General features: G+C 73.0%; 20 protein-coding genes. 13 read left to right on the forward strand and 7 right to left on the reverse strand.

The window, feature by feature from the left end:
* Positions 1–4,851 (forward strand): caspase family protein, encoded by a 4,851-nt coding sequence (locus tag ACIA6B_RS09240; protein ID WP_396772259.1) that lies wholly within the window; start codon positions 1–3, stop codon positions 4,849–4,851.
* Here the strand turns inward: ACIA6B_RS09240 and ACIA6B_RS09245 are convergent.
* The 3 genes from ACIA6B_RS09245 to ACIA6B_RS09255 all read right to left on the reverse strand — a co-directional run bounded on the left by ACIA6B_RS09245 (position 4,826) and on the right by ACIA6B_RS09255 (position 7,277).
* The gene (locus ACIA6B_RS09245; protein WP_396772260.1) at positions 4,826–5,077 is read right to left on the reverse strand and encodes a hypothetical protein; all 252 of its coding nucleotides are present in this window, start codon (positions 5,075–5,077) and stop codon (positions 4,826–4,828) included. The genes ACIA6B_RS09240 and ACIA6B_RS09245 overlap by 26 nt on opposite strands.
* Positions 5,078–5,116: 39 nt before the next feature.
* Positions 5,117–5,890 carry a TNT domain-containing protein gene (locus tag ACIA6B_RS09250; protein WP_396772261.1) on the reverse strand — a complete coding sequence of 258 codons (774 nt, stop codon included), beginning with the start codon at positions 5,888–5,890 and terminating at the stop codon, positions 5,117–5,119.
* Between the two features lie 94 nt (positions 5,891–5,984).
* On the reverse strand, positions 5,985–7,277 hold the full coding sequence (locus tag ACIA6B_RS09255; protein WP_396772262.1) for an acetyl-CoA C-acetyltransferase: 1,293 nt from the start codon (positions 7,275–7,277) through the stop codon (positions 5,985–5,987).
* Positions 7,278–7,331: 54 nt separating this feature from the next.
* Between ACIA6B_RS09255 and ACIA6B_RS09260 the strand changes: the two genes are divergently transcribed.
* The 7 genes from ACIA6B_RS09260 (at position 7,332) to ACIA6B_RS09290 (ending at position 14,177) form a co-directional block, all read left to right on the forward strand.
* Positions 7,332–8,687, forward strand: coding sequence for a 3-oxoacyl-ACP reductase (locus ACIA6B_RS09260; protein WP_396772263.1), 1,356 nt, complete (start codon positions 7,332–7,334; stop codon positions 8,685–8,687).
* Positions 8,687–9,709, forward strand: coding sequence for a MaoC/PaaZ C-terminal domain-containing protein (locus tag ACIA6B_RS09265; protein ID WP_396772562.1), 1,023 nt, complete (start codon positions 8,687–8,689; stop codon positions 9,707–9,709). Before ACIA6B_RS09260 ends, ACIA6B_RS09265 begins: the two co-directional genes overlap by 1 nt.
* An 84-nt stretch (positions 9,710–9,793) precedes the next feature.
* Complete coding sequence (locus ACIA6B_RS09270) at positions 9,794–10,546, forward strand: NUDIX domain-containing protein (protein WP_396772563.1); 753 nt, start codon at positions 9,794–9,796, stop codon at positions 10,544–10,546.
* Positions 10,543–11,295, forward strand: coding sequence for a serine/threonine protein kinase (locus ACIA6B_RS09275; RefSeq protein ID WP_396772264.1), 753 nt, complete (start codon positions 10,543–10,545; stop codon positions 11,293–11,295). Before ACIA6B_RS09270 ends, ACIA6B_RS09275 begins: the two co-directional genes overlap by 4 nt.
* Before the next feature lie 10 nt (positions 11,296–11,305).
* Positions 11,306–12,265, forward strand: coding sequence for a hypothetical protein (locus tag ACIA6B_RS09280; RefSeq protein ID WP_396772265.1), 960 nt, complete (start codon positions 11,306–11,308; stop codon positions 12,263–12,265).
* Complete coding sequence (locus tag ACIA6B_RS09285; protein WP_396772266.1) at positions 12,262–13,524, forward strand: adenylosuccinate synthetase; 1,263 nt, start codon at positions 12,262–12,264, stop codon at positions 13,522–13,524. The genes ACIA6B_RS09280 and ACIA6B_RS09285 overlap by 4 nt, the downstream gene beginning before the upstream one ends.
* Positions 13,525–13,547: 23 nt before the next feature.
* The gene (locus tag ACIA6B_RS09290; RefSeq protein ID WP_396772267.1) at positions 13,548–14,177 is read left to right on the forward strand and encodes a DedA family protein; all 630 of its coding nucleotides are present in this window, start codon (positions 13,548–13,550) and stop codon (positions 14,175–14,177) included.
* Positions 14,178–14,221: 44 nt separating this feature from the next.
* Here ACIA6B_RS09290 and ACIA6B_RS09295 read toward each other — a convergent pair whose 3' ends face one another.
* On the reverse strand, positions 14,222–14,860 hold the full coding sequence (locus tag ACIA6B_RS09295) for a TetR/AcrR family transcriptional regulator (protein ID WP_396772268.1): 639 nt from the start codon (positions 14,858–14,860) through the stop codon (positions 14,222–14,224).
* A 67-nt stretch (positions 14,861–14,927) separates the two neighbouring features.
* On the opposite strand from ACIA6B_RS09295, the gene ACIA6B_RS09300 reads away from it, so the two are divergent.
* The 4 genes from ACIA6B_RS09300 to ACIA6B_RS09315 all read left to right on the forward strand — a co-directional run bounded on the left by ACIA6B_RS09300 (position 14,928) and on the right by ACIA6B_RS09315 (position 19,896).
* On the forward strand, positions 14,928–15,380 hold the full coding sequence (locus ACIA6B_RS09300; RefSeq protein ID WP_281933593.1) for an SCP2 sterol-binding domain-containing protein: 453 nt from the start codon (positions 14,928–14,930) through the stop codon (positions 15,378–15,380).
* Between the two features lie 2 nt (positions 15,381–15,382).
* A complete protein-coding gene (locus ACIA6B_RS09305) occupies positions 15,383–16,597 on the forward strand; it encodes an acyl-CoA dehydrogenase family protein (RefSeq protein ID WP_396772270.1) in 1,215 nt (404 codons plus the stop codon).
* A 166-nt stretch (positions 16,598–16,763) separates the two neighbouring features.
* A complete protein-coding gene (locus ACIA6B_RS09310) occupies positions 16,764–18,329 on the forward strand; it encodes an AMP-binding protein (RefSeq protein ID WP_396772271.1) in 1,566 nt (521 codons plus the stop codon).
* A 73-nt stretch (positions 18,330–18,402) separates the two neighbouring features.
* Positions 18,403–19,896, forward strand: a complete 1,494-nt coding sequence (locus ACIA6B_RS09315; RefSeq protein ID WP_396772272.1) for a N,N-dimethylformamidase beta subunit family domain-containing protein — start codon at positions 18,403–18,405, stop codon at positions 19,894–19,896.
* Between the two features lie 114 nt (positions 19,897–20,010).
* Here ACIA6B_RS09315 and purD read toward each other — a convergent pair whose 3' ends face one another.
* The 3 genes from purD to ACIA6B_RS09330 form a co-directional block, all read right to left on the reverse strand.
* A complete protein-coding gene (purD, locus tag ACIA6B_RS09320) occupies positions 20,011–21,258 on the reverse strand; it encodes a phosphoribosylamine--glycine ligase (protein ID WP_396772273.1) in 1,248 nt (415 codons plus the stop codon).
* An 89-nt stretch (positions 21,259–21,347) separates the two neighbouring features.
* On the reverse strand, positions 21,348–22,271 hold the full coding sequence (locus ACIA6B_RS09325) for a type IV toxin-antitoxin system AbiEi family antitoxin domain-containing protein (protein ID WP_396772274.1): 924 nt from the start codon (positions 22,269–22,271) through the stop codon (positions 21,348–21,350).
* A gap of 220 nt (positions 22,272–22,491) precedes the next feature.
* Positions 22,492–23,781 carry an adenylosuccinate synthase gene (locus ACIA6B_RS09330; RefSeq protein WP_396772275.1) on the reverse strand — a complete coding sequence of 430 codons (1,290 nt, stop codon included), beginning with the start codon at positions 23,779–23,781 and terminating at the stop codon, positions 22,492–22,494.
* Between the two features lie 122 nt (positions 23,782–23,903).
* Between ACIA6B_RS09330 and ACIA6B_RS09335 the strand changes: the two genes are divergently transcribed.
* Positions 23,904–24,902: a hypothetical protein gene (locus tag ACIA6B_RS09335; RefSeq protein WP_396772276.1), complete on the forward strand. Its 999-nt coding sequence runs from the start codon at positions 23,904–23,906 to the stop codon at positions 24,900–24,902.
* Positions 24,903–24,921 lie beyond the last annotated feature (19 nt).

Consider the following 24,921-nt stretch of genomic DNA (forward strand, 5'->3'; position numbering starts at 1 on the left):
GTGGCCGCCTTCCGCGCTCTCCTGCTCGGCGTCGCGGAGTACGACGACCCGCAGATCGTGCCGCTGCCCTTCGTCCCGAACGACATCGGTGCGCTGAGCGTGGCCCTGGAGGAGACCGGATACCGCGTCCGAACGCTCGACGGTGGCCGGCTCAGCCGGCCGAAGATCTGCGCCGAGGTCACGCAGTTCCTGGACGACGCCCGGCCGCACGACAACCTGCTGATCTACCTCAGCGGGCACGGCGCCCACACGGACGGCATCGACTACCTGGTGCCGTCCGAGGCGGATCTGCGCATCCCGCTCACCGAGTCGATGGTGCCCCTCAACTATTGGGCGGGTGCACTCGAACGGAGCCGGGCCGGGCAGGTCGTCTTCGTGGTGGACGCCTGCCGCGAGGGATTCGACCAGGAGTCCATGGCGCTTGAACTACGGCGGTGGAGCACCGGACGGATCAGCCACGTGGCGCGGCAGCGCGTCGCCTTCCTGTTCGCCTGCGGACCCGGGGAGAAGGCACAGTTCGTTCCCGGTACCGGAGATTCCTTCAGCATCTTCTCCCGGGCTCTCCAGCAGATCCTGGTCAACGGTCAGGCCGGCCGGACACTCGACGATCTCGTCACCGCGGTCAACGAGCAGATGCGGGAGTTGGCGGCTGTCCACGACCGGCGGCCCCAGACCGCCCTGGTCCATCCGGACGGTGCGGAGATCACCCCCTTCCCGCTGTCGTCGCGTCGGGCGACGCAACGGTCGTTCGGCTGGGTGGCCCAGGCGCAGTCCCACCGGGCCTGGGAACTGGTCACGCCGTCGCTGGTCAACGAGGAGCTTCGCGCCTCCACCGTCAGCCTGGTCGAGCACGTGGTACGCCTGCGCCGGGACGCCGCCCGGGCGCTGACGCACGATCCGTGGCACGAGCCGGACCTCGCCACCCGCATCAGTCGTCGGGTCGAGTTCCTGACGAACCTCCTCGCCTACCCCGGCGCGACCTCCGCCGACGAGCTGCACCTCTCCGCGGCCGAGGCCGCGCTGCTGGTCGCCGGCCCCTACCTGTACGACACGTGGTGGGCGCTGCGTGCCGCCCGAGCCGCCCACGTCGATCCGGCCACCTGGCCCGCGCCCGAGCAGCCCGATCCCGACAGTGACTCCTACCGGCGCTTCGCACAGAGCTTTCCGCGGTTGTGGCGCCGCCTGAACGGCCAGGCGCAGCACCCGGACGTCGCCGGGCAGATCGGCTGGTGGCTGTTGCACCGCTGGATCGCACGGCAGTCCCTGACCCGGTCGTCCGACGACGACGTCGCCGAGTTGATTCCGCTCGGCGTCGCGTCACTGCACCTGTCCGCGCGGGTCTTCGAGAAACCCCGGGTGATCGAGCTGATCCGGAGCCTGCGCGGCGGTCCGGGCTTCCTCACCCGTACCGACCGGCCCGGACGGCTCCGTAGCCGCCGCACGGTCGGCGCGGGGACCGCCGAGGAACAACCGGTACGGGAACGTCTGGTCGCCTACCTGCTGGCCGCGGGGCGGGCCATGGCCATCGAGGCCCCCGCGCTGCCCGAGGTGGTCGTCGAGCACATGGGGATCAGCGACCCGGTGTCACCTGACGAACTGCACGCCTCCATCGACGCAGTGGAGTGGGAATCCCGCGGGCCGGTGCGGGTACTGCGCACCACCTGCGCCCACCCGGCCATCGAGATCGCCCTGCGGGCCCACGTCGAGTTCTTCGACACGCTCCTGGTCGAGATCCAGGACGCCGCCGCCGAGGACACCCACCTCCACCCGCTCTCGGCCCTGCCGGCACACGCCTCGGCGGATCAGGTCCGCCCGAGCGAGGGGCCGGAGGGGCGGGCCTACCAGTCCGCCGGGGTGCGGTTCCACCTCGCCGAGGACCGCATCCAGGAACTGCTGATGGGTGAGCAACTCTACGGCGATCCGCTCCTGGCCATCCGGGAGCTGTACCAGAACGCGCTCGACGCGTGCCGCTACCGAGCCGCCCGGAACGAGTACCTCGGGCGTACCGACGGGGCCGTCCTCCCGTGGGAGGGCCGGATCGACTTCGTCCAGGGCCGGGACGAGCAGGGCCGCGCCTACCTGGAGTGCACGGACAACGGCGTGGGCATGGGGGTCCGCGAGCTGACCAACGTGTTCTCGCAGGCCGGGACCCGCTTCGTCGAGACGTCCGAGTTCGTCGAGGAACAGTCGCGGTGGGCACGCCTGGAGCCGCCCGTCGAGTTCTTCCCGAACAGCCGCTTCGGGGTGGGCGTGCTGAGCTACTTCATGCTCGCCGACGAGATCACCGTGGAGACCTGCCGATTCGGCCAGGAGGGCCGCCCGGGCAACCGCCTCTGGGTGTCCATCGCCGGACCGGGCAACCTGTTCCGGATCCGGGAGACCGGGCTGGGACAGGATGCCGGTACGAGGGTCCGGCTCTATCTCCGGAGCGACACCGAAGATCTCTCCAGCGCGGATTTCCTTCGTCGACTCCTTTGGGTGGCGGAGTTCCGGACCACCGTGACGCACGACGGTGAGGTCATGCTGTGGGAACCGCGCCGGCTGTCGCCGATCGCCCCGTTGGGTACCGCCGACCCGCTGGAGTCGAGAGAAGACGTCCACGTACTGCCAGGCTGGGACCGGGTCGTGATCGGCTCGGAGGCCCATCCGGTGTGGTGGTGCAATCGCTCCGGCGCCGTCCTGGTGGACGGCATCTGGGTCCAGGCATCGGACATCACCGCCGTGGTCAACCTGCACGGCACACGCGCGCCACGGCTGTCGGTCAACCGGACGCAACTGTTGGACGACGAGTCGCAGCAGGTGACCGAACTCCTGGAGAAGGCAGCCGAAGCCGCAGGTGCCGCCGACAGTCCACTCTTCAACCACTCCTGGCTCTCGGAACTCACCACGCGCGTACCGCTGGTGGCGGATGCGGTGTTCGAGTTGGCGCTTCGGGCGGGTCGGACGTCCTGGCCCGGAAGCCCTCTGGAGGACGAGCTCCTCACCGTCGGTTGCTATCCGCCCGACGCTGGGGTGCTGGTGTTCCGCCTCAACCCGGCAACAGCCCGCCCCGGAGGGGAGCGAGTAGCCGCGGAGATCACCGAACTGATCCAGCCGGACGGAATCTGGCGCCTGGTCGCATGGGTCGCCGCCGGCCGTTACGGCCCCGAGCTGACGGTGACTCACGGCGGGATCGTCCGGGCGAGACCGAGCGACTCCCTGCTCACCCGCGTCGACGGCAACAGACGCTCGCTCGATACGGTCCAGCCACTCCCGATCGGTCACCTGATCGAGGGGGCCGCCAATCCCGGCCCGTCCCTCCCGGCGGTTGTCGAACGACTTGTCGAGCTGGGTTTTCCGGCGCCCCGGCACGATCTGCCAGATCTGTCGAGCCCGATCGATCGGCTGCTGCTCAGCCGGGACCTCGACGGGCGGGAGCCGTGGTTGGACCAGGCCGACGAGGTGGCGGTCCCGCACGTGATGACAGCGGCGGTGGAGGCGGGCATCGCCGCCGACGTGGCCGCCGATCGGCTCCGTCAGCTCGGCTTCACCGTACGTGACACTCCGACCGGCGATCTGGACCCGGTCGACTACGTTGTCGCGAGCCTCCGGATGAACGGCCAGCGGCCGTGGCTCCCGCCCGACCAGGCCGTCTCCGGCGGGCATGTCGTCGTCGCCGCGTTCGTGGCCGGAATCCCGGCGGAGGAGGTCGTCGCCCGGCTACTTCGGCTCGGATACGTCGCGGTGGTCCCACCACCCGGGGGCCTACCTGCCGAGGTGGAGATAAAGCTGGTCTGGGACACCGACGACCTGCCGAGTGCCCCGCCCCCCATGCCATCCGACCGCGTCGTCCCCCGGGGGCCCCGGTACGGCGCTCCGGGGGTGGCCGCGGTGCTGGACGCGTCAGAGTCGTTGCCTCCGCACGCGGTGGTCGAAGCGGCCGCGCGCAGCGATCTGAGCCCGCGCCGGGCCGCCGAACGGCTACAGCAACTCGGTTACCGGCTCGTCGGACAACACTTTCCCGACGCCGCCGCCGAGAACGATCTCATGCTCCTCAGTAAGGATCTCGACGGACGGCACCCGTGGTTGGACCCGGACGTCACCGTCCTGTCCTCCCACCTCGCCGCCGCGGCGACTCGACTCGACGTGACTCCCGCCGAGGTGGCGTCGCGGCTCGCGGAGTACGGCTTCACCATTCCGGCGGTGGTGCTCCCGACCGCCGTCACCTTCACGGACGTCGGCCTGCTCAGCCGCGACCTGGACGGAGACAAGCCCTGGCTGGACGGGACGAGGACCGTTCCTCCGGGCCACGTCCTGCTCGGTGCGAGACGCACCGGGCTCACCCACGCCCAGGTGCACGAACGACTCCAGGGCTTCGGCCTCACCACCCGGCCGGACCTGCCGCCCGACGACGTCACGTCGGCTGACCTGATCCTTCTCAGCGTGCAACTGGACAGTGAGCCGCCCTGGCTCGACGCGGATGAGGAGGTACCGGTCGGCCACCTCGTCGCCGCGGCGCACCGCACCGGCCTCAGCCCGGCCGGGGTCGCGGAACGACTCCGGGCTCTCGGCCACGCGACATCCCAGCACGCCTTGCCGGAGTACGTCTCGGCTGACGACCCGGTGCTCGTCAGCCGGTCCCTCGACGGTCACGCTCCCTGGACGGATCCGGCTGAGCCGCTCACCCTCGAACGCCTCGTACTCGGCTCCGACATCACCGGGCTCAGCCCGGCGCAGGTGTCGCGGCGGCTCGAAGAACTCGGTTTCCAGGGCTTCGACGAGTGGCACGTCGGGCCTTCGGTCGGTCTGCCCGGGGGTGCCACCGTCCGGCTCGTCCCGCCTGTGGTCAGCGCGGAGACGGACGGCCGGTGAGCGCGCGCCAGAGCCCGTCGCCCGCCTCCTCCTCGGTGTCGAAGCGCTGCCGGACGTCGTACGTCCCACGCTCGTAGGCGCCGATCTCCCAGCCGCCGGCGCGGGCCCGGCGCAGGAACCAGAAGTCGGGCGGGACCGGCACGTGTTCGTGCACGCCCTCCAGTGCGAACGCGTCCGGGGACAGCCCGGCCGCCAGCAGCGCGGCGCGTACCTGGTGCCGGTCCACGCCCGACCTCCCGTCTCGTGTCAGGGCCGTGGCCTGTGCTCACACCCCGGCGGTCAGATCCTCTTCCACCAGGAAGCCGTTGTCGAGCAGCCACTGCACCGTCAGCATGGCCCCGGCCTGCGGCAGGTACGCGGGGTTGAGCTGGAACTGGGTGCCCATCCCGGGCTGGGCGAACCAGGACGCGATCGGGCCGGAGTCGACAGTGAACGGCTTGGCCACGCAGTAGACGTGGTAGTTGGCCAGCGGCGCGTTCGCCGGGGTGTTCAGGCTCTGCGGGGTGAGCGCGCGCGAGCTGAACGGCGTGCCGAGCGGGGCGAGGAACGCGCCACCGGTGAAGCCGAAGCGGTCGAGCCGGTAGCCGGCCAGCAGCGTCTGCGCCTGCTTGATCGGGCGGCCGTCGGGGGCGATGACGAACCCGTTGGCCGGCGGGTAGACGTACGCCGCCGGGGTCCCGGTGGTGTACTGCGCCAGGAACTGGCTCTCGGTCAGCGCCCCGAACCGCTGGTAGCCGGCGAGCAGCGGCCCGACCGGCGAGGCGAGGGGCAGCGTGGCCGGCCCGAGCATCGGGTTGTTGTCGTAGAACTCGGTGGTCGGCGGCGCGGTGGGCGGGGTGCCCGGCCGGCAGAGACTCTGCGTGGGCGTGGGCGTGGGCGGGGGCTGCGGCTGTTCGGACGTGTCGCCGACCGGGGCGAGGGCGACCGTCCGGGCGGCGAGCGTGGTGGCGGCGACCGCACCGACCGGTTGGGTGGCGCCGGGTACGAGAACGAATGCCGCCCCGGAGACGAGAGCGAGCAGCCAATGACGTGTTTTCACCGAGAACCTCCAAATTGGGCTGGATCAGCACAATCCATCCTGAGAGGTTCTCGGTATTAATATGAGGACTTGTCCGTTTAGCTACCTGATCGAGCTAGCGCTCCAGGATCGCGGTCACGCCCTGCCCACCGGCCGCGCAGATGGAGATCAGGCCGCGTCCGCTCCCCTTCCGGTCGAGCAGCTTGGCCAGCGACGCGACGATCCGGCCACCGGTGGCGGCGAACGGGTGCCCGGCGGCCAGCGAGGAGCCGTTGACGTTCACCCTGTCCCGGTCGATCGGGCCGAGCGGCGCGTCCAGGCCGAGGCGTTCCTTGCAGAACTCCGGCGACTCCCAGGCGGCCAGGGTGGCCAGCACCTGCGAGGCGAACGCCTCGTGGATCTCGTAGAAGTCGAAGTCCTGGAGCGTGAGGCCGGCCCGCGACAGCATCCGGGGCACCGCGTACGCGGGGGCCATCAGCAGCCCCTCGTCGCCGTGCACGAAGTCGACCGCGGCCGTCTCGGACCAGGCGAACCAGGCGAGCACCGGCAGGTTGTGCGCCCGCGCCCACTCCTCCGAGGCCAGCAGCACGGTCGACGCGCCGTCGGTGAGCGGCGAGGAGTTGCCGGCGGTCATGGTCGCCCGGTCGGCGTCCGGGCCGGTGGTGCCGAAGATCGGCTTGAGCGAGCCGAGCTTCTCCAGGGAGGTGTCCGGGCGGAGGTTCTGGTCGCGGGTCAACCCCAGGTAGGGGGTGATCAGGTCGTCGAAGAACCCGTCCTCGTACGCGGCGGCGAGCCGCTGGTGCGAGCGGAGCGCCAGCTCGTCCTGGGCGGCCCGGTCGATGTTCCAGCGCAGCGCGCTCCGGGCGGCGTGCTCGCCCATGGACAGTCCGGTACGCGGCTCGGCGTTGCGCGGGATCTCCGGCTTGAACGGCTGGAGCGGGCGCAGCTTCGTGGCCAGCCGGAGCCGCTCGCCGAGGGTCCGGGCGGAGTTGAGCTGGATCAGCGTGCGGCGCAGGTCCTCGTTGACCGCCAGCGGCGCGTCCGAGGTGGTGTCCACGCCCCCGGCCACCCCGACGTCGATCTGCCCGAGGGCGATCTTGTTGGCGACACCGATGGCGGCCTCCAGCCCGGTGCCGCACGCCTGCTGGACGTCGTACGCCGGGGTCTGCGGGTCGAGCCGGGAGCCGAGCACCACCTCGCGGGTGAGGTTGAAGTCCCGGGAGTGCTTCAGCACCGCGCCGGCCGCCACCTCGCCGAGCCGCTCGCCGGCCAGCCCGAACCGGGCGACCAGCCCGTCGAGCGCCGCGCCGAGCATGTCGGCGTTGGACGCGTGCGCGTAGCGCGAATTGGAGCGGGCGAAGGGGATGCGGTTGCCGCCGACCACCGCGACCCGCCGGACACTCTGCACGATCGGCCTCCTCGAAGCTGTTGCCCGTACCCTACTCACCAGTAGGCTACGCCCATGACCGACAGGTACGCGAGCTTCGTCCAGACGGGGGCCGGTCGCGCGCTGGTCAAGCGCCTCGGGCTGCCCGACCCGCCCCGACTGCGCCGGCACACGCCGGGCGACCCGCTCGTCCCCGGGCCGGTCCTGCTCGGCTCCTCGACCGGCGGCCAGCTCACCGAGCCGGTCCGGCAACGCCTGACCGCCGCCGGGGTCGAGCTGGCCGACCCGGCCGCCACCGCCGCCGACAGCCGGTTCGCCGCCCTGGTGTACGACGCCAGCGGCGTCACCGACTCCACCGAGCTGCGCCAGCTCTACGACTTCTTCCACCCGCAGGCCCGGTCGCTGCTGCCCAGCGGTCGGGTGATCGTGCTGGGCACGCCCCCGGAGGAGTGCGACTCGCCCCGGAAGGCGACCGCCCAGCGCGCGCTGGAGGGGCTGACCCGCAGCATCGGCAAGGAGTTCGGCCGGGGCGTCACCGCCCAGCTCGTGTACGTCACCCGGCATCGCGACCCCAGCACGCCGGTGAGCCTGGAGTCCACGCTGCGCTTCCTGCTCTCCGGCCGCTCCGCGTACGTCTCGGGTCAGGTCGTCCGGGTCGGCGTCGGCACCGCCGTCGTGCCGGCCGACTGGGACCGGCCGCTGGACGGGCAGGTGGTGCTGGTCACCGGCGCGGCCCGGGGCATCGGCGCGGCGCTGGCGAAGGTGCTGGCCCGCGACGGCGCCCGGGTGGTGGCGCTGGACGTGCCGGCGGCCGGGGACGAGCTGGCCGCGGTGGCCAACGAGGTCGGCGGCAGCGCCGTGCAGCTCGACCTGACCGCGCCGGACGCGCCGGCCCGGCTGGCCGAGCACCTGGCGTCCCGGCACGGCCGGGTCGACGTGGTGGTGCACAACGCGGGCATCACCCGGGACCGGACGCTCGGCCGGATGGACGCCGACCGCTGGGACTCGGTGATCGACGTAAATTTGTCCAGTCAGGAACGGATCAACGATGTGTTGCTGGAACGCGACCTGATCCCGGCCGGCGGGCGGATCGTCGCGGTCTCCTCGATCGCCGGGATCGCCGGCAACCGGGGGCAGACCAACTACGCGACCAGCAAGGCCGGCGTGATCGGTCTGGTCGACTCGCTCTCCCCGGTGCTGCGCGAGCGCGGGATCAGCCTGAACGCGGTCGCGCCCGGGTTCATCGAGACCCGGCTGACCGCGCGCATCCCGCTGACCATCCGGGAGGCGGGCCGCCGGATGAACAGCATGGCCCAGGGCGGCCTGCCGGTGGACGTGGCCGAGACGATCGGCTGGCTCTCCTGGCCGGCGACCGGCGCGGTCAGCGGCAACGTGGTCCGGGTCTGCGGCCAGAGCCTGCTGGGGGCGTGATGGCACCGCGCGACCACGACCACGAGGATCTGACCCTGCCCGACCTGATCGAGGGCCCCACCCGGGACCTCACCTCGGCCCGTGCCGCCGCGTTGGCCCGCGCCGGCGATCATGAGGTGGACGGCACTTCCGGGGATCCACGAGGCGGTGAGGGGCCGGGTGGACGGCGTCAGGAGGTGCTGGGGCGGCTGCCGGCGGCCGGTGGGCTGTACCGGCGGGCGCTGCTGGGGGCGGTGCCCGGCCTGGGCGGGCGGCGGGGGCGGGAGCTGCCGGCCGTCGAGCTGACCGTCGCCGGGGTGCCGGTGGATCCGGCGCACCTGGCCGCGTACGACCGGGTCTGCGGGTTCCGGCTGGCTGACCGGTTGCCGGCCACGTACCTGCACGTGCTGGGGTTCCCGCTGTCGCTACGGCTGATGACCGCCGCCGACTTCCCGATCCCGCTCACCGGCGTGGTGCACGTGGCCAACCGGATCACCGTGCACCGACCGGTCCGGGTCGGCGAGACGGTCGACTTCCACACGTACGCGGAGAACCTGCGTCCGCACGAGCGGGGCCGGCAGCTCGACGTGGTGCTTGTCGGCTCGATCGACGGCACGGAGGTGTGGCGCGGTGTGTCGACGTACCTCGGGAAGGAGCGTGCGGCCGGCGGTGGCCCGCGGCGCGACCGGGGTGACCGCCCGACGCCGCCGGCCACCACCGCGCAGTGGCGGGTGACGCCGCGGGTGGGCACGGACTACGCGCGGGTCTCCGGCGACCACAACCCGATCCACACCTCGAAGCTGGGCGCGCGGCTGTTCGGCTTTCCGCGCCCGATCGCGCACGGCATGTGGAGCAAGGCCCGTTGCCTGGCCGCGTTGGAGGCCCGGCTGCCGGACGCGTACACCGTGGACGTGGCGTTCAAGCTGCCGGTGCCGCTGCCGTCCACGGTGGCGTTCCGGGCCGCCGCCGACGACGCCGGCTGGGACTTCGGGCTGCACGGCGCACGGGACGGACGACCACACCTGGTCGGCACCGTCCGCTGAGGAGAGGGGGGCTTGCCGGCCCCCTCTCTCGTGCGTTAAGTTGTTCTCAGATTGAGTTGTTCTCAACCTGAGAGAGTGAGTGCCGTGAACGAGCAGGACTTCCTCGCCGGATACGACCCCCGCGACTACCCGGCGGTCGCGGTCACCGTCGACGTGGTGGCACTGACCATCCGCGAGGACGCGCTCCACCTGCTGCTGATCCGCCGGGGCGCGCCGCCGTACGAGGGGCACTGGGCGCTGCCCGGCGGTTTCGTCCACCCCGACGAGGACCTGGCCGCCGGCGCGCGACGCGAGCTGGCCGAGGAGACCGGGCTCGGCGGCGAACGGCTGCGCCGGGTGCACCTGGAGCAGCTCGGCAGCTACGGCGCACCCGACCGGGACCCGCGCATGCGGGTGGTCTCCGTCGCCCACCTGGCGTTCGCACCCGACCTGCCCGACCCGGTCGCCGACAGCGACGCCGACGAGGCGGTCTGGCTGCCGGTGACGGCGCTGACCAGCCGGCAGCTCGCCTTCGACCACGGCCGGATCATCGACGACGGGTTGGAGCGGGCCCGGTCCAAGCTGGAGTACACGCCGCTGGCCACCCGCTTCCTCGCGCCCGAGTTCACCGTCACCGAGCTGCGTGCGGTCTACGAGACGGTCTGGGGCCACCCGCTGCACGCCGGCAACTTCCACCGCAAGGTGCTCTCCGTGCCGGGCTTCGTGGAGAGCACCGGCGCCAGCACCGAGCGCGGCGGCGCACGCGGCGGCCCCCGCGCCAAGCTCTACCGCCCCGGCGACGCCCGCCTCCTCCACCCCGCCCTGCTGCGCCCCGCCCGCGAGGAAACGATCCGATGAGGCGCAAGGAAGGGCCCCCGCTTGACGCCTCCGGTAGAGCAGGGCTCCCCTCTCACCGGCAGCTCAAGGCGCCGCAGCATCCGAGCGACAACGACCTGATGGCCCGCGAGGCACGCGCGCTGCGACGGATCGCCGCGCGGGGCGACGCCCGCCACCTGGCGTACGTGCCCCGGCTGGTCGACTCCTATTCGGTGCGTGACCCGTCGACCGGCGCGGAACTGCTTGTCAACGAGTTGGAGACGGTCCCCGGGCTGCACAGCCTGGAGGACGTGCGCCGGGCGTACCCGGACGGGGTCGACCCGCGCGACGCGGCCTGGATGTGGCGACGGCTGCTGGTCGCGCTCGGCCTGGCCCACTCCGCCGGCGTGGTGCACGGTGCGGTGCTCCCCCGGAACGTGCTGATCGAGCCGGACGCGCACGGCCTGGTGCTCGTCGACTGGTGCTTCTCCACCGAGCCCGGTGGGCTGGTGCCGGCCCTGGTCACCGGCATGGCCGACTGGTACCCGCCGGAGGTCACCGGGAAGCGGCCCTGCGGCCCCGGCACCGACATCGCGCTGGCGGCCCGCTGCCTGACCTGGCTGATGGCCGACCGCGCGCCACGCGAGCTGCGCGCGTTCGCGGCCGGCTGCCGGCAACCCGCGCTGACCGCCCGGCCGGACGACGCCTGGCGGCTGCTCCGCGAACTCGACGAGGTGCTGGAGCGGCTCTACGGGCCGCGCACCTTCCGACCCTTCACCCTCAACCCCTAGGGAGGCTGCCATGGGCAGCGGAATCTGGTCCACCGACGTGTACGACGCCGCCGACCGTTACCGGCGCCGGACCGGCAAGAGCGCGTTCTCCTACAGCGACAGCGGGGCCCGGCAGGTGCACCCGGCACTCGACCCGCGCGACGCGACGCGGGAGAGCCGCGACTCCGCCGAACACCCGCAGTCGACGCCGATCGCCGTGCTCTTCGACGTCACCGGCTCGATGGGGCACGTGCCCCGGGTGCTCCAACGCAAGCTGCCGCAGCTGCTCGGTCTGCTGACCCGTCAGGGGTACGCCCGCGACCCGCAGGTGCTGTTCGGCGCGATCGGCGACGCCACCTGCGACCGGGTGCCGCTCCAGATCGGGCAGTTCGAGTCCGACAACCGGATGGACGACGACCTCGGCCGGATCGTGCTGGAAGGCGGCGGGGGCGGCCAGATGATGGAGTCGTACGAGCTGGCGCTGCACTTCATGGCCCGGCACACGGCCACCGACAGCTGGGAGAAGCGGGGCCGACGCGGCTACCTGTTCATCATCGGCGACGAGCTGGCGTACCCCCGGGTGAAGGCGCGGGAGGTGACCCGGCTGATCGGCGGCGGCCTGGCCGAGGATCTGCCGATCCGGCAGGTGGTGAACGAGGTGACCGCGCGCTGGGACACCTACTACCTGCTCCCGGCCGGCAGCCACTACGCCGGCAACCGCAAGGTGCTCGACTTCTGGCGCGACCTGCTCGGACAGAACGCGGTCGAGCTGGACGACCTGGACGCGGTCTGCGAGACCATCGCGCTCACCGTCGGCCTCGGCGAACAGGCCATCGACCTGGACGCCGGGCTCAGCGACCTGGACCGGCACGGCTCGACCGCCGCCCGGACCGTCTCCCGGGCGCTCGCCGGGCTCGGTGGCGGCCGGCGCGCGGTCGCGGCGCTGCCGTTCGCCCCGACCGACGGCGGGAACGGGGTCACCCGGCTGTGAACCACGTGCTGGTGGTCGACCTCGGCTACGGCGACGCCGGCAAGGGCACCGTCGTCGACGCGCTCTGCGCGAGCCGGCCGGTGCACACCGTGGTCCGCTTCAACGGCGGCGCGCAGGCGGCGCACAACGTGGTGCTGCGCGACGGGCGGGCGCACACGTTCGCGCAGTTCGGCGCCGGCACGTTCCGTCCCGGCGTGCGGACGCACCTGGCGCGGCACGTGGTGGTGGACCCGCTGGCACTGGCCGCCGAGGCCGACCACCTCGCGTCGGTCGGCGTGCCCGACGCGTTCGACCGGCTGACCGTGGACGGGGAGGCGTTGTTGGCCACGCCGTACCACCGGGCCGCCAACCGGGCCCGGGAGATCGCCCGGGGAGCCGACCGGCACGGCTCCTGCGGGCTCGGGGTGGGCGAGGCGGTCGCGTACGGCCTCGCCCACCCCGACGAGGCGCCCCGGATCGAGGACTGCCGCCGGCCGGCGGTGCTGCGAGGCCGGCTCACCGCGCTGCGCGACCGGCTCACCGCCGAGCTGGGGGCGCTGGACGCGCCGCCGGTCGACGACTGCCTGCCCGCGTACGCGGCGTTCGCCGACCGGGTGGCGATCGTCGACCGGAGCTGGCTCGCCGGGGCGCTGCGCGCCGGCACCTGCGTGTTCGAGGGCGCGCAGGGCGTACTGCTGGACGAGTGGCACGGCTTCCACCCGTACACGACGTGGAGCACCACGACGTTCGCCAACGCCGAGACGCTGCTGGCCGAGGCCGGGATGGCCGGGACCGCGCAGCGGCTCGGGGTGCTGCGGGTGACCACCACCCGGCACGGTCCCGGCCCACTCGTCACCGAGGACCCGGCGCTGCCGTTCACCGACCCGCGCAACCCGACCAACGAGTGGCAGGGCCGGTTCCGGTTCGGGCACTTCGACGCCGTCGCCCACCGGTACGCACTCGACGTGGCGGGCGGCGTGGACGGGCTGGCGCTGACCCACCTCGACCTGGCCGGCCCTCGCCTGCGCATGTGCCGGCGGTACGCGGACGGGCCCGACCGGCTCGTGCCCGGCCCACCCGGGGACCTGGCGCGGCAGGCCGCGCTCACCGCCCGGCTGATGCGTGCCCGGCCGGTGCTGGACGAGGCGCCCACCGACTGGCCGGCGGCGGTGTCGGAGGTGCTCGCCACCCCCGTGCTGCTCACCTCCCACGGCCCCACCGCCGAGGAGAAGGAGGGGCCCCTTGTTAACGCATTTTGTATAGGAAGGGCCCCCGCCTAACGCCCAGCGTCGAGCATGGGGGCATGGGGGATGTGCTCGACCTGCTGCACCAGACGGTGACCTCGCCGTGGGTGTACCTGGTGATCGTCGCGGTCACCGCGGTCGACGCGTTCTTCCCGGCGGTGCCGGGCGAGACCGTGGTGATCACCGCCGGCGTGTTCGCGGCGAGCGGTGAGCCGAACCTGGTGGCGGTGATCGTGACCGCCGCGCTCGGCGCACTGGTCGGCGACCACGTCTCGTACGCCATCGGGCGCGGCGGGGGCGCGCACCGGCTGGCCCGGTTGCCCGCCGACAGCCGGCGGCGGGCGAGTTCCGAGTGGGCCCGCCGGGCGGTCGACAGGCGGGGCGGGATGATCCTGACCACCGCGCGCTACGTGCCCGGCGGCCGTACCGCGGTCACGCTCACCATGGGCGCGGTCCGCTACCCGCTGCGCTCGTTCCTGCTCTACGACGCGTTGGCGTGCGGCACCTGGGGGATCTACTGCGGGCTGCTGGGCTACTTCGGCGGGCTGGCGTTCGAGCACAACCCGGTCACCGGGCTGCTCGCCGGCATCGGCATCTCGGTGGCGGTCACCGGCCTGTTCGAGGCCGCCCGCTGGGCCCGCCGCCGGGCGCGCGCCCGGGCCGCGGCGCGACGCGACGCGGGTTGTTAAGCGGGGGCCCCGCCCATACCGCAGGCGTTAACCGGGGCCCCTCCTTACCCCGCACCGGGGCGCCAGGTGACGCCTCGCAGGAGCTGGTCGGCACCCAGCCAGGCGACGTTCATCATCCGGGTGGCGGTCTTCTCGGCGTCGGCCTCGGGGTGGTCGGCCAGCCAGTCGGCCAGCGACTCGGACGCGCCCACCAGCGCGTACGCCACCACCTCCAGGTCGGTGGCGCCGACCTCGCGGCCGGAGGCGCGCAGCGCGTGGTCGAGCATGCCGGCGACCACCTCGACCAGCCGGTCGCGCATGGTAGCCAGCTCGGCGGCGAACGGCTGGGAGCCCCGGGCCTGCCGGTAGAGCACCGCCCAGCCGTCCCGGTGCGCGCCGACGAAGCCGAAGAACGCGCGCAGCCCGCGCCAGAGCCGCTCGTCGGCCGGCAGGTCGGGGGCGGCGGCGCCGGCGATGGCCTCCATCATCCGGGTGCCCTCGCGGTGCAGGCAGGCGACGAAGAGTTCCTCCTTGGTGCCGAGGTAGGCGTAGACCATCGGCTTGGAGATGCCGGCGTCGTCGGCGATCTCGTCCATGCTGGCGGCGTGGAAGCCACGCCGGGAGAAGACCTTGACCGCCGCGTCGAGCATCTGCTGCTCGCGTACGGCGCGGGGAAGGCGCTTGAACGTCGGTGTGCTGGACACCCTTGCAAGCATACCTACTCGTGCGTAAGGTTACGCCGGAGTAACCAAAGTCGAGAGGTGCCTTCCCATGACTGACTTCGACCCGGCCAACTTCGCCAACGTCGGCCCGAAGGAGTTCGCGCAGCTGGTCAAGTCCACGCCGGACGACAAGATCGCCGAGATCATGTCCGGTGACGCGCGCGGCAAGATCCTCAGCGAGGTCTTCAACCGGATGCCCACGCTGTTCCGGGCCGACCGCGCCGGCTCCACCAACGCGGTCATCCACTGGAACATCACCGGCCGTCCGGACGGCGGCACCGACACCTACGAGATCGTCATCGAGAACGGCGCCTGCACCGTCTCGGACACCCCGACCCGGGACCCGAAGCTCAGCCTCACCATGGGTCCGGTCGAGTTCCTGAAGATCGTCTCCGGCGGCGCCAACCCGGTGATGATGTTCATGACCGGCAAGCTGAAGGCCAAGGGCGACCTGGGCCTGGCGGCCAACATCGCCAACCTGTTCGACATCCCCAAGGCCTGACCATGGCCGAGTTCTCGCTCGACCTGAACGAGGAACAGCGGGACCTTCGCGACTGGGTGCACGGCTTCGCCGCCGAGGTCGTGCGCCCGGCCGCGGCCGAGTGGGACGCCCGGGAGGAGACTCCCTGGCCGGTCATCCAGGAGGCGGCGAAGGTCGGCCTGTACGGGTTCGAGTTCCTCGCCACCTGCTGGGCCGACCCCACCGGCCTCTCCCTGCCGATCGCCAGTGAGGAACTCTTCTGGGGCGACGCCGGCATCGGCCTGAGCATCTTCGGCACCGCCCTCGCGGTCGCCGGCATCTACGGCGCCGGCACCCCGGACCAACTCGTCGAGTGGGTGCCGCAGTGCTTCGGCGACACCGACTCCCCGGCCGTCGCCGCGTTCTGCACCACCGAGCCGGAGGCCGGCTCCGACGTCGGGTCGATGCGGACCCGCGCCGTCTACCACGAGGCCACCGACGAGTGGGTGCTCAACGGCCAGAAGGCGTACGCCACCAACGGCGGCATCGCCGGGGTGCACGTGGTCACCGCCTCCGTCGCGCCGGAGCTGGGCTCGCGCGGGCAGGCCGCGTTCGTCGTACCGCCGGGCACGCCCGGCCTCAGCGCCACCCGCAAGCTGCGCAAGCTCGGGCTGCGCGCCTCGCACACCGCCGACGTCTTCCTCGACGACGTCCGGGTGCCGGGCCGCTGCCTGCTCGGCGGCAAGGAGGCGCTCGACGAGCGGCTGGCCCGGGCCCGCGCCGGCCAACGTGCCTCCGGCCAGGCGGCGATGCGCACGTTCGAGCTGTCCCGGCCGACCGTCGGCGCGCAGGCGCTCGGCGTGGCCCGCGCCGCGTACGAGTACGCGCTCGACTACGCCAAGGAGCGGGTGCAGTTCGGGCGGCCGATCATCGAGAACCAGGCGGTCGCGTTCGCGCTGGCCGACATGCGGATGGAGATCGACGCCGCCCGGCTGCTGGTCTGGCGGGCGTCCTGGATGGGCCGCAACAACCGGCCGTTCACGGCCGGCGAGGGCTCGATGTCCAAGCTCAAGGCCGGCGAGGTGGCGGTCTCGGTGACCGACAGGGCGGTCCAGCTCCTCGGCGGCGCCGGCTTCCTGCGCGACCACCCGGTCGAGCGGTGGTACCGGGACGCCAAGATCTACACCATCTTCGAGGGCACCTCCGAGATCCAGCGGCTGGTCATCTCCCGGGCCATCTCCGGGATGCAGATCCGCTGATCGCCGCCGGAGGACGGCCCGCGACGGCACGCCGTGCCGGGCGTACCGATGCGCGCGGCCGGGGTCGACCCGGTCGCCGTCGGCGCCGTCGCGGGCCGGGCCCCTCGCGCGACCGACCAGGTCGGATGCATGATCGGGAGACCTCGAACGCGAAGGAGGTTGCGTCGTGGACCTGCCGTTCATCGTCGCCACGCTGACCCGACGCGGACTGCTCACCCCGGGCCGCCCGATCCGGGTGGCCTCGCAACTGAACGCGCTGCGCCGGTGGGGCTGGAGCCTCGCCGGGGAGCTGCGCCAGGCTGCCGCCCGCGACCCCGGCCGGGTCGCCGTGGTGGACGAGCACGGCGCCGCGCTGACCTACCAGGAGCTGCTGGACCGCTCGGAGCGGTTGGCCCGGTCGCTGCGCTCCGGCCTCGGCGTGCAGGCCGGCGACCGGGTGGGGCTGCTCTGCCGCAACCACCACGGGCTGATCGAGGCGATCGTCGCGTCGATGCTGCTCGGCGCGGACGCCGTCCTGGTCAACACCGGGCTCTCCGCGGCCCAACTGGTCACCGTCGCCGACGAGCAGGGCCTGCGCGTGCTGGTGCACGACGCCGAGTTCGCCGACCGGGTGCTCGGCCTCCCGGCCGAACTGCACCGGGTCGACGAGCGACGGCAGGAGGAGCTGATCGCCGGCGCGGTGCCCGGCGACAAACTCCAGCCGCCGGAACGCGACGGCCGGACCATCGTGCTGACCTCCGGCACCACCGGCACGCCCAAGGGCGCCCGCCGGCCCACCCCGCACGGTTTCGGCCCGCTGGTGTCCATCATCGACCGGATTCCGCTGCACGCGCGGGACGTCGTCATGATCGCCGCCCCGATCTTCCACACCTGGGGGTACGCCGCCCTCCAGGTCTCGTTCGCGCTGCGCGCCACGGTCGTGCTGCACCGCCGCTTCGACCCGGCCGCCACGCTGGCCGCGCTGGCCGACCAGCCGTGCGACGCGCTCTTCGCCGTACCGGTGATGCTGCAACGGCTGATGGAGGTCGCGCCGCCGCCGCACCGACCGCCGCTCAAGGTGGTCGCGGTCAGCGGCTCCGCGCTGCCGGGCAACCTGGCCACGGCGTTCATGGACCGCTACGGCGACGTGCTCTACAACCTGTACGGCTCGACCGAGGTCTCCTGGGCATCCATCGCCGGCCCGGCCGAGCTGCGCGCCGCGCCCACCACGGCCGGCCGGCCGCCGCACGGCACCCGGCTGGAGATCGTGGACGAGGCGGGGCGACCGGTCCGTGACGGTCGGGTCGGCCGGATCTTCGTCGGCAACGAGATGCTCTTCGAGGGCTACACGTCGGGCGCCGGCCGGGAGAGCCGCGACGGGCTGCTCGACACCGGCGACCTGGGCCGGCTGAGCCCGGAGGGCCTGCTCTTCGTGGACGGGCGGGCCGACGACATGATCGTCTCCGGTGGCGAGAACGTTTTTCCCTCCGAGGTGGAGGATCTGATCGCCCGGTTGCCGCAGGTCCGCGAGGTGGCCGTGCTCGGCGTGCCGGACCCGGAGTACGGGCAGCGGCTGGCCGCGTTCCTGGCGCTGCGTCCCGGCGAGACGCTCGACCCGGAGGCGGTCCGCGAGTACGTCCGGCGCTACCTGGCCCGCTTCTCGGTGCCCCGCGATGTGATCTTCGTCAAGTACCTGCCCCGCAACGCCACCGGCAAGGTGCTGGGTCGGGAACTACGCCGGTACTTCGGCTGATCGGCTGACCACAGAGGACGGAGCACGGTGCTACCTTTGCCCGCGTTTCAGTGGGTGAACGGGGAAAAACACCATGGTCCGACTCCGCCGACGAACCGCGCTCGGCCTCCTCCTCGGCGGCGCGTCCGCCTCCGCGCTCGGCCCCCTCGAACCGGTGCGCGGCGAGCACCGCGAGAGCCCTCCGGTCCCGCGGCAGCTCCCGCCGGTCGAGATCGAGAACCACGCGGCCGGCGCGCCCTGGTGGCCGGCGGACGGCGGCCGGGCCGCCGACGACCGGCGACGTCAGATCCAGGGGTACGCGTCGACGACGAGCGTCGCCCCCGGCGAGACGATCGACTTCCACGTCGCGGTCGAACCGGCCGGCCCGTTCCGGATCACCGTGCACCGGATCGGCTGGTACGCCGGCGCCGGCGCCCGTACGTTGCTGACCAGCCCCGAGCTGGCCGGCGAGCCGCAGCCGGTGCCGCCCGCCGACCCGGCCACCGGCGCGCTCGACTGCCGGTGGCCGCGCTCCTGGCGCCTGCGCGTGCCCGAGAGCTGGGTCTCCGGCCTCTACCAGGCGGTCTTCACCTCGGCCGCCGGCTGGCGGGCGGCCACCCCCTTCGTGGTACGCGACGACCGGCGGGCCGCCGCGCTCTGCGTGGTGCTGCCGGTGACCACCTGGCAGGCGTACAACCAGTGGCCACGCGACCGGCGGGCCGGCCGGAGCCTCTACAACGGCTACCGCCCGACCGGCCGACGCGATCCCGAGCTGCGGGCCCGGGCGGTCTCCTTCGACCGCCCGTACGCCGGCGCGGGCCTGCCCACCCAGGCCGACCGCGACCAGGACGCGATCCGGTGGCTGGAACGCAACCGCTACGACGTCAGCTACGCGACCAGTTTCGACCTGCACTCCGGCCGCCTCGACCCGGCGCGCCACCGGGGGCTGGTGTTCTGCGGGCACGACGAGTACTGGTCGGCGGAGATGCGCCGGGCCGTGGAGGCCGGGCTGGCCGGCGGCAGCAGCCTCGCCTTCTTCGGCGCGAACAGCGTCTACTGGCACGTACGCGTGGCCGCCGCCGCGGACGGCCGCCCGGAACGCCTGGTCGAGTGCGCCAAGACCCGCCCCGACCCGGGCGAGGACGCCGCCGGCCCGACGGTCACCTGGCGCGACCTCGACCGGCCGGAGCAGGCACTGCTCGGCGTGCAGTACAACGGCATCGTGCTGACCCCGCAGCCGCTCGTGGTGCGCTCGGCCGACCACTGGGTGTGGGCCGGCACCGGCGTGGCCGACGGGGACCGCATCCCCGGCGTGGTGGCCGGTGAGGCGGACGGCCTGAACGCGGGTGTCCCCCGCCCCGGCGGGACGATGCTCAGCTCGTCGCCGTACCCGGCGCAGCAGGGTGGCCGGCGGCTCCAGGGCACCCACGTCCACGAGACGCCGCAGGGCGCGGTCGTGTTCGCCACCGGCACGCTCGGCTGGACCATGGCACTGGACCGGCGCGGCCACCGCGATCCACGCATCGAGCGGGCCACCGCAAACGTGCTCGACCGGATGGTCGGCCGGGACCGGTCCGCGCCCGCCTGACGGCCACCCACGGGACCTCCACCCAGGACCGACCACGGGTGCGGCGCCGGATCGTCCCGGATGTCCGGTCGGTCATCCGCGCGGCGCTCGCCGTGCCGCCGCCCGCGCCCCCGGTCAGCCCGGGATCGTGATCCGGCCGTCCACCGCCGCCGCCGCGATGTCGGCGCGGTGGTGCGCGCCGGCCAGCCCGATGCCGCGTACCAGCGCGTAGGCGGCGTCGCGCGCGGCGGCCAGGTCGGGGCCGGTGGCCGTACCGCAGAGGACCCGGCCGCCCGCGGAGCGCAACGTGCCGTCGGCGTCCCGGCGGGTGCCGGCGTGGATGATCCCGGCGCGGTCCGCGCCGGTGATCACATCACCGGTACGCGGGCCCGCCGGGTAGCCCTCGGCCGCGACCACGACGGTGACCGCCGCGCCGTCGCGCCACCGCAGCGGCGGGTGCGCGCCCAGCGTGCCGGTGGCGGCGGCGTGCAGCAGCCCGGCCAGCGGCGTCTCCAGCAGGGCGAGCACCACCTGCGTCTCCGGGTCGCCGAAGCGCGCGTTGAACTCGATCACGCGAGGACCCTTCGCGGTGATCGCCAGGCCCACGTAGAGCAGGCCGGCGAACGGGGTGCCCCGGCGGCGCAACTCGGCAAGCGTCGGGTGCACCACGTCACGCATCACGTCGTCGACCAGGCCCGCCGGCGCCCACGGCAGCGGCGCGTACGCGCCCATGCCGCCGGTGTTCGGCCCGGTGTCGCCGTCGCCGACGCGCTTGAAGTCCTGCGCCGGCAGCAACGGCAGCGCCGCCTCGCCGTCGGTGACCACGAAGAGCGAGACCTCGGGACCGTCGAGGAACTCCTCGATCACCACCCGGCCGCACTCGGCGGCGTGCCGCTCGGCGACCGCCCGGTCGTCGGTGACCACCACGCCCTTGCCGGCGGCGAGCCCGTCGTCCTTCACCACGTAGGGCGCGCCGAAATCGTCAAGCGCCCGCGCCACCTCGGTCGCGTCGACGCAGGTGTACGCGCGGGCGGTCGGCACGCCGGCGGCGGTCATCACGTCCTTCGCGAACGTCTTCGAGCCCTCCAGTCGGGCCGCGTGCGCGCCGGGGCCGAACACCGCGATGCCCTTGGCGCGTACCGCGTCGGCGACGCCGGCCACCAGCGGCGCCTCCGGACCGATGACCACCAGGTCCGCCGCCAGCTCGACGGCGAGCGCGGACACCGCGGCCGGATCGGTCGGGGTCACCTCCCGCAGCGCGGCGACCTCCGCGATCCCCGGATTCCCGGGCGCCGCGACAAGCGCCTCCACGGCCGGATCACGAACCAGCCCGAGCGCGAGCGCATGCTCCCGCCCCCCACCACCCACAAGAAGAACCCGCACGACCGCATCCTACTGACCCCACCACCCCACCCCGTTGATCAAGGAGTTCGCGTCCCAGAATCACGCACCCGTCGACGCGAACTCCTTGATCAACGGGGTTGGCGCAGGGCTTGCCGGACCGTGGCCGGGATGTAGTCGGGGCGGAGCGTGTCGGCCCAGGTGAAGCGGAGGATGCGCCAGCCGGCGTTGACGAGACGGTTCTGCCGGAACCGGTCGGCGAAGATCGCGTCCGGGGTCAGGTGCGGCACCCGACCGTCCGCCTCGGCGATCACCCGGGCGGCCCGCCAGCCCATGTCCCCGACACCCAACAGGTAGCCGTCGTCGTCCCGGACGTGCAGTTGCAGGGCGTCGGGCGGCACACCGCCGTCGACACATCGGAGCCGGGTGCGGGTCTCCAGCGGTGACTGCGCCCGCCCGTCGGCCTCGGCGAGGTGCCGGCGGGCGGCGACCGCTCCGCGACGCCCGGCGAGCTGCCTGAGCAGCAGGTGCAGATCGGACTCGGCCAGGATCTGCCGGTTGAGTGCCGAGTCGAGGAGACACACGGCCGGGTAGCGGTCCACCCGCAGCACGAGGTCCGCCACCGTACGCAGCGGCGTCGTCGTGGGCACGCCGTCGACCTCGCCGATCTCGGCGGGGCCGAGCGTCAGTTGGTGCACCACCAGCCGTCGCTCCGCCCGACGCTGCACGTGGGGGCGAGGCGGCGGCACGGACACGTGTATCGCCGCAGACGGCCGGAGACCACCGATGCCGTGCAGTTCCGCGGCGGTGTCCAGCACGGCGACCGCGCCCGGGCCGAGGCTCCTGATCACGGCGCGGATGCGGGTCCGTCGTAGTGCCGCCTCCGGTGGAGCGGCCATCGGCAGATAGCAACCACGCGAGACCCGCGTCCATCGGCCGGAGCGGACCAGATGCCGGATCTGGTCCCGGCTGAAACCCAGCCGCAGTGCCTGCTCCGCCGCCACGAACCCACCCTGGCCGGCGGCCAACCGCCTCAGTTCGCCGAACTCACCCACTCACGCACGTTCCCGCGCACCCCCCACCTCCCGAAACCCCTGTGGACAACCCTGTGGACAATTCCCTCCCCACCCACCCGTTCCCTTCAGAGGTGATCAAGGAGTTCGCGTCTGATCCCGTGCCCAAGGCCGACACAAACTCCTTGATCACCGGGGAGAGTGCCCTGGGGGCCGGGGGGCCGGGGGGGTGGGGGGGTGGGTGGGGCGGGGAAGGGTGGGGTTAGGGGAGGAGGGGGTGGCGGAGGACGTTTTCCTCTCGGCCGGGGCCTACGCCTACGACGCTGACCCGGGTGTTGGTGAGTTCCTCGATCCTTGCGATGTAGCGTCGGGCGTTCTCCGGGAGCTCGTCCTCGGTCCGCGCCTTGGTGATGTCCTCCCACCAGCCGTCGAGCTCTTCGTAGATCGGCGTGGCGTGGTGGAAGTCGGTCTGCGTCATCGGCATGTCGTCGAAACGCTCGCCGTTGATGTCGTAGCCGACACAGATCGGCACCTTGGGCAGGCCGGTCAACACGTCCAGCTTGGTCACCACCAGGTCGGTGACACCGTTCAGGCGGCAGGCGTACCGGGCCACCACCGCGTCGAACCAGCCGCACCGGCGCTCCCGACCGGTGGTGGTGCCGTACTCGTGGCCGACCTTGCGCAGGTGCTGCCCGTTGTCGTCGAACAGCTCGGTCGGGAACGGGCCGGAGCCGACCCGGGTGGTGTACGCCTTGCTCACCGCGATGACCTTGGTGATCGCGGTCGGCGGGATGCCGGCGCCCACGCACGCCCCACCGGCGGTCGGGTTCGACGAGGTGACGAACGGATACGTGCCGTGGTCCATGTCGAGCATGGTGGCCTGGGCACCCTCCAGCAGCACGGTCTCGCCGCGGTCGAGCGCGTCCCAGAGCATCACCCGGGTCTCGGCGATGTACGGCCGCAGCCGCTCGGCGTATTCGAGGTACTCCTCGACGGTCTCGTCGACATCGATCGCCTTGCGGTTGTAGACCTTGAACAGCGTCTGGTTCTTCTCCCGGAGCGCCAGCTCCAGCTTCTTGCGCAGGATGCCCGGGTCGAGCAGATCCTGGAGCCGGATGCCCATCCGGGCGACCTTGTCGCCGTACGCCGGGCCGATGCCCCGGCCGGTGGTGCCGATCCGGGAGCTGCCCAGGTAACGCTCGACCACCCGGTCCAACGCCCGGTGGTGCGGCATGATCAGGTGCGCGTCGCCGGAGATGCGCAGCCGGGAGACGTCCACGCCGCGCTCGGCGAGCCCGTCGATCTCCTGGAGCAGCACCTTCGGGTCGACCACCACGCCGTTGCCGATGACGATCATCGCGCTCGGCGAGAGCGCGCCGGACGGCATCAGGTGCAGCGCGTACTTCTGGCCGTCCGGCGTGATCACGGTGTGACCGGCGTTGTTCCCGCCGGAGTAGCGCACGACGTAGTCGACCCGCTCACCCAGCAGGTCGGTAACCTTGCCCTTGCCCTCGTCGCCCCATTGGGCGCCGAGGAGCACGATCGCTGGCATCTTCTCCGCCTCCAGAAGGCTCGGGTGCCAGGTGGCGACCGGTCGGCGAGCCCGGGGTGTCAGGCTAACAAGTAGTGACGGCGGGACCGGCAGGGGTTCGTCGAGAAGCAGGAGGCTCGTTCGTGTACGACGTGGTGCTGCTCACCCTCGGCTCGGAGCGGGACGCTCCCGGTGCGGGCTGCGGCAGTGGCGGGGCCTGCTGCGGTGGCGCGGACGAGACCGTCGAGGCGGCCGGCGAGGAGCGCTGCGAGACGCCGCGCGTACCGGTGCTGGCCTGCGCGGACGCGCTGACCGCCCGGGGTGCGCGGGTGACCACGGTGACCGCCCGGTCGGATGCGGAGATCGACGAGGTGCTGGCCCGCCTCGACGGCCCGCCCCGCCCCGACGGCCTCACCTGGCCGGACCCCGACGGCAAGACCCGGCTGATCGTCGCCACGGCCAGTGACGGTCAGTTGCGCGCCGTGCTGCGCCGGCTGGTCCGCCGGTACGCTCCGCCGCCCAGCCGCCGCCCCGCCGACCTCGCCGAGAATCGCACACTGCCCGACCTGCCCCCGGTCGGCGTACTCCCGCTCGATCCGGCCCGGGCCGGGGCGGCGCGGGACCTGGCCGCGCAGCTCGGGCTGCCGCGTGACCCGGCGGCGGTGGCCACGGCGGTGCTGGACGGCACGGCACGCCGACTGGACCTGCTGCGCAACGACGGCGGCTCGGTGACGCTCGACGGCGCGCTGCTCGGTGCCGCCGACGACGCCGGGCGGCCACTGCACTGGCGGGCCCGTGTCGAGGTCGACGGCGCGGTGCTCAGCGACGGCACCGAGCCGATCACCGCGTGCGCGATCGGCAACGCCGGCGGGTACGCGCGCCTCGGCGAGGTGACACTGCTGGCCGACCCGGATCCGACCGACGGCCGGATCGCGGTGGGCGTGGCCGTGCCCGTGGTCACCCGATCCGCGTTGGGCCGGAAGAGGGTCCGGCTCGAGGTACGCCGGGCCCGGGGCCGGGCCGTGGCGGTCGTGCCCCGGGACGATCGGGTGCCCTTCCTCGACGACGGCGTCGAGGGTGAACTGAGTCGGAAACGGTCCTGGTGGACCGAGCCGGGTGCCTGGGCGGTCTGGACGGGCTGACCCTGATCGATCCGTGCCC

It is taken from the genome of Micromonospora sp. NPDC051141 (assembly GCF_044455765.1).
Classification (GTDB): domain Bacteria; phylum Actinomycetota; class Actinomycetes; order Mycobacteriales; family Micromonosporaceae; genus Micromonospora.

What these genes read in the sequence shown, in the direction of transcription:
- ACIA6B_RS09260 (WP_396772263.1), top strand. Translation starts at nt 7,332, where the DNA reads ATGACCGACAGGTACGCGAGCTTCGTCCAGACGGGGGCCGGTCGCGCG.
- ACIA6B_RS09265 (WP_396772562.1), top strand. Translation starts at nt 8,687, where the DNA reads ATGGCACCGCGCGACCACGACCACGAGGATCTGACCCTGCCCGACCTG.
- ACIA6B_RS09275 (WP_396772264.1), top strand. Translation starts at nt 10,543, where the DNA reads ATGAGGCGCAAGGAAGGGCCCCCGCTTGACGCCTCCGGTAGAGCAGGG.
- ACIA6B_RS09280 (WP_396772265.1), top strand. Translation starts at nt 11,306, where the DNA reads ATGGGCAGCGGAATCTGGTCCACCGACGTGTACGACGCCGCCGACCGT.
- ACIA6B_RS09290 (WP_396772267.1), top strand. Translation starts at nt 13,548, where the DNA reads ATGGGGGATGTGCTCGACCTGCTGCACCAGACGGTGACCTCGCCGTGG.
- ACIA6B_RS09300 (WP_281933593.1), top strand. Translation starts at nt 14,928, where the DNA reads ATGACTGACTTCGACCCGGCCAACTTCGCCAACGTCGGCCCGAAGGAG.
- ACIA6B_RS09305 (WP_396772270.1), top strand. Translation starts at nt 15,383, where the DNA reads ATGGCCGAGTTCTCGCTCGACCTGAACGAGGAACAGCGGGACCTTCGC.
- ACIA6B_RS09315 (WP_396772272.1), top strand. Translation starts at nt 18,403, where the DNA reads ATGGTCCGACTCCGCCGACGAACCGCGCTCGGCCTCCTCCTCGGCGGC.
- ACIA6B_RS09330 (WP_396772275.1), bottom strand. Translation starts at nt 23,781, where the DNA reads ATGCCAGCGATCGTGCTCCTCGGCGCCCAATGGGGCGACGAGGGCAAG.